The organism is Larkinella ripae (assembly GCF_054780775.1).
Map to the genome: position 1 here is coordinate 97,365 of NZ_BAAGVR010000027.1, position 10,095 is coordinate 107,459.

Here is a 10,095-nt window from a genome sequence, read left to right on the forward strand (position 1 = left end):
CAATTAAGGTACGTAATCGGCTTTTCGGATACAAAGAGTTTTTGAGCAACAGGCGGATTTCCCGGTTTAATTCCGAAACGATTGCCAGATGGCCTGCCAAAAAGAGGTTTGCAACTGGTGTTCTTCCCGCACATCGGCCAGAACCTGCTTCCGTTTATCCGCCGGAATGTGCTGATCGATCCAGGAAATTATGGCGCTGGGCCCCGGCCACGCCAGCACCCGGCTCTTCTGGGCCGTGTAATACGCCGACCCATCCCGCGAAAACCGGTACTGATTTACAATGCCCCCCCACGCCAGCAACTGCTGCCCGCTGGTGCTCCACCAGATGGATTGGCCTTCGGTTTGCAGCGTGGTAATGAGCGAACCATCCGGTGAAAACTGGGCCACGGCAATCACTTTGTTGTGGTTGAGATACCGGAGCGCCCCGGTTTTCTGACTCCAGACAAACGCCTGATTTTCGCCGGATTGCAACACCAGCAGGTATTCCCCGGAAGGCGACAGCCGAAAGGCCGAAAGCCGGTTTCCGCCGGACAACCGCCCGGTTTTTAACGGATACGCTGCGGTTTTCTCTCCTTGCGGATTCCAGAACGACAGCAGATCGGTGACGCCCACCGTCAGGCCCACAATCGACTGCCCGTCGGAGCTAATGGTTTCGGCGGCCTGTTTGCCCGGCAGCTCGATCAGCTTCCGCACCTTCCGGTCCCAGAACGACAGCCTGCCTTCCCGCGAGCGGAGGACAACCGCCTGTCCGTTGTTCGACAAGTAGGGCCTTTGTTCCTGGATGGAAACCGGCAGACTATCAATCCGCCGGCCGTTCGAATCCCAGAAAAGGCCTTTACCGTCTTTGGTGCGCGTCAACAGCGTCTGGTGATCGTCGGAAAAGTCGCTGATTTCACCTTCCAGCGGAACCAGGCGTTTTTCGGCCCGTTTCCAGCAAACGACATCATTTCCGGTGTTGATGACAAAAATCGAACGCGCGTGGTCGGCCACCAGAACCTGATCCATGATTGAATCAGTCGCCAGTGAATCGACCCGTTTTCCGGTCCGGTCCCAGAGGTACAGCCAGTTGGCATCCGTCAACGTGGCAATAAATTCGCCGTTCGCCGACACGTCAAAATCACGGACGGCTTCGGGGTGCGGCAATTCTACCAGCCGCTCATCCCGCAGGTTCCAGATATACCCCTTTCCGTCCTCCGTTCGGCTGAGAATGCTGCGGCCATCGGGCGAAAAAACCGCCGACGAAACGGCCGCCGTGTGCGACAGCTTGCCCTTGAACTGTTTGCTGGCATCCCATAATTCGACGTCCGTATCGACACTCACCAGGGTGGTCAGGCCGTCCGGCGACAGCTCCACGGTTCGGATGCGCCGTTCGTAGGCCAGCGTGTCCAGCACTTTCCCCGCGGCATCCCACCAGTACACCACCTGGCCCACCCCGGCGGCCATCCGCTGGCCATCGGCGGAAAGCTTCACCTCCGGAAAAAGAAAATTCTTGTTCAGCAGTTGCAGCGGTCGCAACGCCCGGGTCGTCCGATCCCAGCGATACACCCGGCCATTCATCGTGCTGATAATCACAATGGTACCGTCGGCGTTCATTTCGGCGGACAAAACCGCATCGGGCATTTCCAGCGCATCCAGCATCTTTTGGCCAAACCGGTCCCAGATCTGCACGTTTTTGTTGGGATTGGAGCCGTCGGCGTTGATGCCGCCCCCCAGCGTCGGCACGGTCAGCAGCATTTGTCCGTCGGGCGAAAAACCAGCCAGTTCAACCGGCGAAACCGCCTTCAGATCGTCGGCTTTGCTTCCGTCGGTGCTCCAGATGGTGACCAAACCGTCTTCGTTCGTCGTCAGTACGGACTGCCCATCCGGCGAAATCGAGGCCGTCTGGATGGTGCTGTCCCGGCCAATTTGCCGGACTTTCCGGGTTTCCAGATCGCCGAAAAACAGCTTGCCCGGCTCAACCAGCGCCATCACCTGCCGACCGTCGTCCGAGAGTTCCACCCACAGATACCGGCCCGGAATGAACAGTCCCTCGCCGTGTTTTCCCGCGCCGGTCGGGGCCCAGCGAAACACCCGGTTGTCTTCGGCCACCAGCAGAATGTGCCGCCCATCTTTCGAAAAATCCATATCCCGGATTGCGGTGCCATCCAGTTCGATTCTGGACGCATACAGCCGGTGGTTGTAGAAGCGGTTGTACAGCGATTTCCGGTTGAGTTCGTTGGGGTCCTGTTCGTAAGCCACGGCCACGGTCAGCAGGGCCTGAACGGGATCCATGCGGTCGGCCTGCAACACGATGCGGGTTCGGTTGGTTTTGTTCCACTGGTTCACCGCAAACCAGACCGACGCCAGCGCAATGGCTAGCAAAACCGACACAAACGCCACCGTGCGCTTCAAACGGGCATTTTTCCGCTGCTGTTCTTCCAGCTCCCGCCGTTGCTCCCGCTCGTGGAATTCCCGGCTGTCCTGGATGTACCGCCACTTCGCTTCGCTTTCCGTTTGGTCCAGACTGCGGTCCAGTTCTTCGTGAATGGCTTTTTCGTACAACTGAATTTCGGCCAGACGGCGCGGTGACAGCAGCAGATCGTCGGCTTTCTTTTTTTCCGAATACTCCCGGTAGGCATCTTTCAGCCGCCGGATGATGTCGTTGATCTGCCGCTGCTCCGCCGACCGGCCTTTGTCGATAACTTTGGCCAGGCTGTCGTGGGCCAGTTCGTAGGTTTCTTCTTCGCGCCGGATCAGCCGGGTTCGCTCCAGGTCGGCCAGCAGCCGCACCAGCAACGGAACGGGCAGGCGCGTGGTTTCTTCCAGCGACGCCAGCCGGTGTTCGCTCCGGGTGCCTTCGTAGGTGACAAAACTTTCCAGCACCAGACTCACCGCCGGTTTTTCGTCCGGACTCAGCCGGGCGGTGATGTTTTTTTTCTGTTCGGCCAGAAACACCTCTAGCACATCGTCGATCCGGCCCACTTCGTTCACCAGCGCCGGGCTGATCCACACGGGAGGCTCGGGCTCTTTCTGGTTTTCGAGTCGCCAGAGCCGGTCGAGGTAAACCTGCAAATACGGCAACTGAAAGGTGTTACCCGCGCTCCGGTTATTCTCCAGAATCAGCTCGACGGTTTGGGGTTCGTCCACCAGCTTGACGTGCTCAATCTGGCTAAACGTCCCGACAATCACTTCCTTCAGCTTCTGCTCGCTCATGGTTTCGACCCGCATCCGGAAGTCGAGCAAACCGGGCAGTTGATCCTCATACCCATAGAGATACGCCAGAAAATCCTCCCGAATGACCAGCACCAGTTTGCAGGCCAGCGACGACTGCTCGACGGCTTTCAGAAAACCGGCAAACCAGTTCTGCTCGTCGGCCGAACCGCTGATAAAGAGTTCTTCCAGCTGATCAAAAATAAGGTAAATCGGACGCAGGGCGTAGCGAATGCACTCGGCCACCAGGGCAACCGGATCGGTCTGGGCGGTTTCTTCCAGGATGCCGGTCAGGGTGGTCACCAGCGTTTGCCGCAGATTCCCGCGTCGACGGATCGACACCGCAAAGTAATCGGAAGCCGGAATGGCTTTGGCCAGTCCGCACTGCACCAGGCTGGTTTTGCCGGTGCCCGACGGGCCGTAGACCAGCACCAGCCGGGACCGGAAGAGCAGTTCGACCAGCCGGTTTTGTTCCGTATTTCGCCCAAAAAACCGGTTTTGGTCGGCGGCCGTGTAGGCGTCGAGAAATTTAAACGGGCTGCTGACGGGCGGTTGAGCAATCATGGGTTAGTCGGACAAAGAAAGCAGGTCGATGTTGGTATCCGTCGGCTCGGCAACGGCCTGATTTTCAGCCGTTGCCAGCGGATCGGGCAAATCCAGCAGCGCCATCACCGTGCTGAATTGCTCGCGCAGGGCCGTAAAATCCTGTTTTTGCAGTATTTCGGTTTCGTTCGGCCTGAACGGCACAGTCATCAGGGCATCTTCGGGCCGGGCAATGTGCCGGAATTGCAGCAAGCCGGTGTTCACGGAATGAAAACTGTAGGGGTCGAAGACGTTGCTTTTGATGTAGACATTCCGATCAATCAGCAGGGGCGAAAGGTTCAGGAAATCAGCGCGTTCGGCGTCGGCAGGTTCCCGGTTTACCTTCACCAGCAGCACCGACTGCGACGCCCAGGGGTGCTGCATGTTGATTTCCTGAAAAGACTTGTCTTCGTACGGATTCTGCGTGGTTCGCAAAACCGCCTTTTCGTGTTTGTATTCTTCGGGGCGGTAAAAAAACCGCACCACCCGGATGTTTTTATACGATTCGAGCTGGTAGTTGACCCAGAATCCCAATTGTTTACACAGCTCCACCAGTTGATCTTCGCCCACCTGACAAAGCGACGGAATGCTATCCAGGCCCGCGCGGTCGTTCAGCCGTCGCCGTAGGTCATCGAAAAACAGCATGCATTCGTAGAACGTCTCCTGCTCATCGAACTGCCGGGCGAGTTCGTACATTTCCGGAATAAACAGCACCATCTGGCTGTCGGTCAGAAACCGGTTCAGGCCTTTCAGGGTCTGCGCCACCTGCGTGGGGGCCCGGTTCGCCCAGCCTTCGGTCAGCAGCCGTTGAATGACCTGCTTGGTTTCGGCCGTGATTGGCGGCTCAGCGCCTTCGTTCCGGTACCGGATCAGGCGGTCGAGCACCTGCGCCAGCATCGTAATGACCAGCAGATCAACCGTCGATTCAAACAGCGCCGTGTAGTTCAGCAAACGCTCGCGGGTGCTCGGGATCGGCAGTTTTTTGCCTTCGGGCGTAAACGGGGGCGTAAACAACCGGCGGATCGGCTCGGCAATCGGATACGGCAGCCGGCTCAGAATAGCGTCGTTGACCCAGAGAATCTGCGATTCAGAGGCTTGTTTGCCCACCTGCAAAAACTTCTCCCGCAGGCTGGGTTCGTACTTGTTCAGGGCGTTGAACAGGGCGTTTCGCAACCCCGTATTGGGCTTGTAGTCGGCCGCAGCCGGTTCGGCCACCGTGGGCAACTCCCAGCGGGCGACCTCGTCAGACGGGCGGTGAAAATACCAGAGGTTCCGGTTCACTTCCTCACCCGAAAAGTCCACCGCGGCCCGGTCAACCACCTGAATCGTCGTGGCTTCGCTCACCTGGAGGCTCAGCCGGGCCCTGTCGAGCGCTTCTTCCACCGAATGCTGATTGGCCAGCGCCCGGTAAAAATTCAGGGCAAACCGGGAGGCTGCCTGGTCTTCGATGGGGGTGCTGGTGGCAATTATGGCCGCCCGCACGTTCTGGGCCAGCAGCAGGCGGATGTGCTGGAGCGTCGAACAGCCGTTGAGAAAAACCAGCTTCAGATTCGGACAACGACCGAGCAATTGGGCCAGGCCCGCGCCCCGCGCCGGGGAGTCTTCCAGTTGCAAAACCGTACTTCCGGCGTGGCCGCTAAAATGAAACAGACTCAGGGTCTGCTGGTAGGTCAGTAATTTGCCGGCAACGGCCTCGGTAGTGGCAAACGATTCCCGAACTTTTTGAAAATGGCCTTTGCTACTGCGCAAATCCAGCAAGCGGTCAATGCCGTCGTCTTCATCCCGCAACGCAGGCAGGGGGTGATTCCGATCGTTGGCAAAACAGAAAAGCAGGGTATCCATGGGGTGGTTACAGCGACGAACGGCGCGCTCCGTCTGGAAGGCAAGTCACTTGGTTTGAAGGGATTACCCCGAATTCTAAAACCGCTTCCAGCGATTGGAAGGTAAGTAATTACGTCATGGATTCAAAATAGTCCGCCAAACCGACTCCCAATCCCGCGTTAATTCGTCTGATAAACAAACTAGAAAAGCGTTTCCGAGCGCATTTGAGTGCTAAGGATTCCGGTAATTTTGTATATTTATTTTCCGACATAAAATAGAATTTTTTAAACCGTATAAGAGATTAGCAGATCCGTTTTCGGCAAAAACGCCCTCCTTTTAGTCCGGCGGAGTAGTTTGGAATAACTATTGTTGTAACTTATCAGTGAAAAAAAGTTACGGCATCATCTGTCTGATTATTATTCAACTAATCTTCCATTCCGTCACCCGGCTCTGGCCATATACTCCGACCGGCGGCCAAACCGATTGCATCGAACGACCTCAACGTATCACCTTATGAATTGGATTCTTTACGGATTAGTCTTTTGCCTTTCCTTTCCGGCCCTCGCCCAGCGAACCCTTTCGATTACCGACCTCCATACGGAAAATCTGACCAATCCGGAAGGAATTACCAAATCTTCCCCTCGCCTAAGCTGGATTCTGACCAGCAACCAGCGCAGTCTGAAACAGGCAAAATACCAGATTTTAGTGGCGTCATCGCTCGATAAACTCAACCAGAATCAGGGTGATTTGTGGAGTTCGGGCGAGGTCACCAGCGACCAGTCCCAGTGGGTTTCCTACGCCGGCCAGTCCCTGAACAGCCGCCAGGTTTGCTACTGGAAAGTAAAAGTACGCAGCAAAGACGGGGTGGAGTCGGCCTGGAGCCAACCCGCGCGCTGGACGATGGGCCTGTTGCAATCAGACGACTGGACGGCCCAGTGGATCGGGCTGGAGCAGGCTTTTGAGTGGGATGCGCCAAAGGCAATCAACACCCGTCTGTCGGCCCGGTATTTCCGGAAACAGGCGACCCTGGCCAAATCCATCAAACAGGCAACCGCCTACGTCAGTGGGGTCGGTTTATACGAATTTTCGCTCAATGGCCGGAAAGTCGGCGATGCCGTGCTGGCACCGGGACCAACGGAATACGATAAACGGGTTTTGTACAACACCTATGATGTTACCGAATACTTGCAAACCGGCGACAATGCGTTTGGCATGACGCTGGGCAACGGGCGGTATTTTGCCGTTCGCGTCGGGCTGCCCAAAATTCCGGCCACCACCCACTACGGCTACCCCAAAATGCGCTTGCAGGTCGAGGTGACCTACACCGACGGCACGACCGAAAAAATTGTCAGCGACAACACCTGGAAGGTCACCGCCGACGGTCCCATCCGGGCCAACAACGAATTTGACGGTGAAGAATATGACGCAACCCGCGAGCTAACCAACTGGGACAAACCGGGGTATAACACCAGCGGCTGGCTGGCGGCTCCGGTGGTCAGCGCCCCGGCCAGTCGGCTCGAATCGCAGACCAACCCACCCATCCGGGTGACGCAAACCCTGACGCCGGTTTCGGTGCGGCAACTCGAACCGGGCCGATACCTCTTCGACATGGGTCAGAACATGGTGGGCTGGGTACGGCTGAACGTGCAGGGTCCGCGCGGCACTCAGGTGACGATGCGGTTTTCGGAAATCCTCAAAAGCGACGGCAGCCTCTTTACCGACAACCTGCGGTCGGCCGAAGCGAAAGACGTGTACACGCTGAAAGGCGAAGGCGCGGAAGTCTGGGAACCGCGCTTTACCTACCACGGTTTTCGGTACATCGAACTGAGCGGTTTTCCGGGCACTCCCACCACCCAAACGCTGGAAGGCCGGGTGGTGCACGATGATTTGCCGCAAACCGGCACCCTGACTACTTCCAACGACCTGCTGAACCGGATTTACCACAATGCGTTCTGGTCGGTTCGGGGCAATTACCGGGGGATGCCCACCGACTGTCCACAGCGCGACGAGCGGCAGGGCTGGCTCGGTGACCGGGCGATGGTTTCCACCGGCGAAAGTTTCATGTTTGGCAACCAGAGCCTGTATGCCAAGTGGCTGGACGACATCGAGAGCGCCCAGAAACCCGACGGAGCCATTCCCGACATTGTGCCGACGTACTGGAAATACAACACGCCGAGCGTCACCTGGCCATCGGCGTATGTTTTCATTGCCAACATGTTGTATGAACAGTTCGGCGACGACGAACCGATTCGGAAGCACTATGCGTCGATGAAAAAATGGGTGACGTACCTGGAAAAATTCAGCACGAATTACATCCAGCAGCCCGATGAATACGGCGACTGGGCCCTGCCGCCGGAAACCATGAACATCATCAAAACGGAAGATCCGGCCCGCAGAACCGACGGTTCGCTGATGAATACGACCTATTATTACCACATGCTGAAGCTGCTGGAACGCTTTGCCACCCTGACTGGCAATGAAGCCGACCGGAGCGCGTTCAGCAGCCGGGCCGCGCTGGTCCGGACGGCTTTTAACCAGAAATTCCTGAACCTCAGCACCAACCAGTACAGCAACAACACGGTAACGGCCAACGTAGTTGCGCTGGCCTGCGGACTGGTGCCCGACGACCGGCGGGATGCGGTTTTCAGCCAGATCACCGCCGTCATTGAAGGCAAATACAACGGGCACATCAGCACGGGCGTGGTGGGGACGCAGTGGCTGATGCGGACGCTAACGGCCAACGGCCGGGCCGATCTGGCCTACCGGCTGGCCACCAACACCGCCTACCCCAGCTGGGGTTACATGGTGCAAAACGGCGCAACGACCACCTGGGAATTGTGGAACGGCAACAAGGCCCCATCGTCGATGAATTCGTTCAACCACGTGATGTTGCTGGGCGACCTGCCCATCTGGCTCTACGAGAATCTGGCGGGAATCAAAGCCGGGGAAGCCGGTTTTAAATCCATTGTGATGCGCCCGGTTCCGATCGGCAACCTGAACCGGGTCAATTCGACCTATGCGTCGGCCTACGGTTCCATCGCCAGCGAATGGACGGTCAGCAATCAGCAGTTCCGCTGGAAAATCACAGTTCCCGGCAACACCACGGCGCTGGTGTCGATTCCGGCGGATAACCTGGCGTCGGTGCGGGAAGGAAATCAGGCGGCCGAGGATGCGCCGGGGGTTACGTTTCTGCGCATGGAAGACGGACGGGCGGTTTTTCAGGTCGGTTCCGGTTCGTATGATTTTTTATCGGCCCCGTCGGATTACGAAAACCGCCCCCCGGTGGCCCCCGGTTTTAGCCCACCGGCCGGTTTGGTGAGCAAAGCCTACACCTATACCGTTCCGGCCTTCACCGATCCTGAAGGAGGCACGGTGACGCACGCCATCAACGGCGGGGTTCCGGGCCTGACTTTCAACGCGTCCACCCGCGTACTGAGCGGCACACCCACCGAACCGGGCACTTATCCGCTGCTGGTAAAAGCCACCGACACTGAAGGCGCTTCGACGACCGCCGTGATGACGGTGGTGGTAGCGCACGATGTCAGCAATTACGATGGGTACCTGGATAAAGTGCGTTGTGACAGCATTACGGGCTGGGCCTGGCTCCGCACCAAACCCAACCTGGCCGTAACCATCGAGTTTCTGGACGGTCCCACGCTGGAAACCGCCACCCTCATCGGTTCGACGCCGGCCGATCAATTCCGGCAGGACTTGAAAAATGCCGGGAAGGGCAACGGCGCGCATGGGTATAGCTTTAAGGTGCCCGACGATCTCAAAGACAACCGGAAGCACACGATCTGGGGCCGCGCCGATGGCGTTTATGTCCTGAAATGGGCGCCCAAAACCCTGACCTGCGAAGCGACCACGGCCCCGCCCGAAAACCGCCCGCCCCTGGCTCCAACGGTTGCTTCGGCACCGGCGACCGCCAGTCAGCCGTATACCACCACCCTGCCGGTTTTTACCGATCCGGATAACGACCCCTTGACTTATAGCCTGACGGGCAGCGTACCCGGTTTGAGTTTCAACGCGGCCAACCGCGTGCTGAATGGCAATCCGACGACCAGCGGCACGTTTAGCCTGACGTATGCGGCCACCGACGGCACCGCAACGGCAACGGCGGTTTTCAGCCTCACGGTCAATCCGGCTCCGGTGACGAATGCGCCCCCGACCACTCCGACGGTCGCATCCCTGACCGCAACGATGGGCCAGGCGTTTACGACGACGTTGCCGGTTTTTACCGATTCGGATAATGAGCCGCTGACGTATTCGCTGGCGGGTTCGGTGCCCGGTTTAGGCTTTAATTCTGGAAACCGGGTGCTGAGCGGAACGCCCACCCAGGCTGGTTCCTACACGCTGACCTATTCGGCCAGTGACGGCAAAGCTTCTACATCAACGACGGTCAGTGTGCAGGTAGTCAATCCGCCCGCGGTCAATCAGCCGCCCGTGGCCCCCAACCCGGTTTCCCTCTCGGCTCCCGTCGGCCTGGCGTTTACCACTACCCTG

General features: G+C 58.0%; 3 protein-coding genes. 1 reads left to right on the forward strand and 2 read right to left on the reverse strand.

What is annotated here, in order from left to right; translation table 11 throughout:
- Positions 1-66: 66 nt before the first annotated feature.
- Positions 67-3,753 carry an NACHT and WD repeat domain-containing protein gene (locus ACYVHX_RS21780; protein ID WP_460673806.1) on the reverse strand — a complete coding sequence of 1,229 codons (3,687 nt, stop codon included), beginning with the start codon at positions 3,751-3,753 and terminating at the stop codon, positions 67-69.
- A 3-nt stretch (positions 3,754-3,756) separates the two neighbouring features.
- Positions 3,757-5,613 carry a CHAT domain-containing protein gene (locus tag ACYVHX_RS21785; RefSeq protein WP_460673807.1) on the reverse strand — a complete coding sequence of 619 codons (1,857 nt, stop codon included), beginning with the start codon at positions 5,611-5,613 and terminating at the stop codon, positions 3,757-3,759.
- A gap of 492 nt (positions 5,614-6,105) precedes the next feature.
- On the opposite strand from ACYVHX_RS21785, the gene ACYVHX_RS21790 reads away from it, so the two are divergent.
- Positions 6,106-10,095 (forward strand): family 78 glycoside hydrolase catalytic domain (locus tag ACYVHX_RS21790; RefSeq protein WP_460673808.1); only part of this gene is annotated, 3,990 nt, incomplete at its 3' end.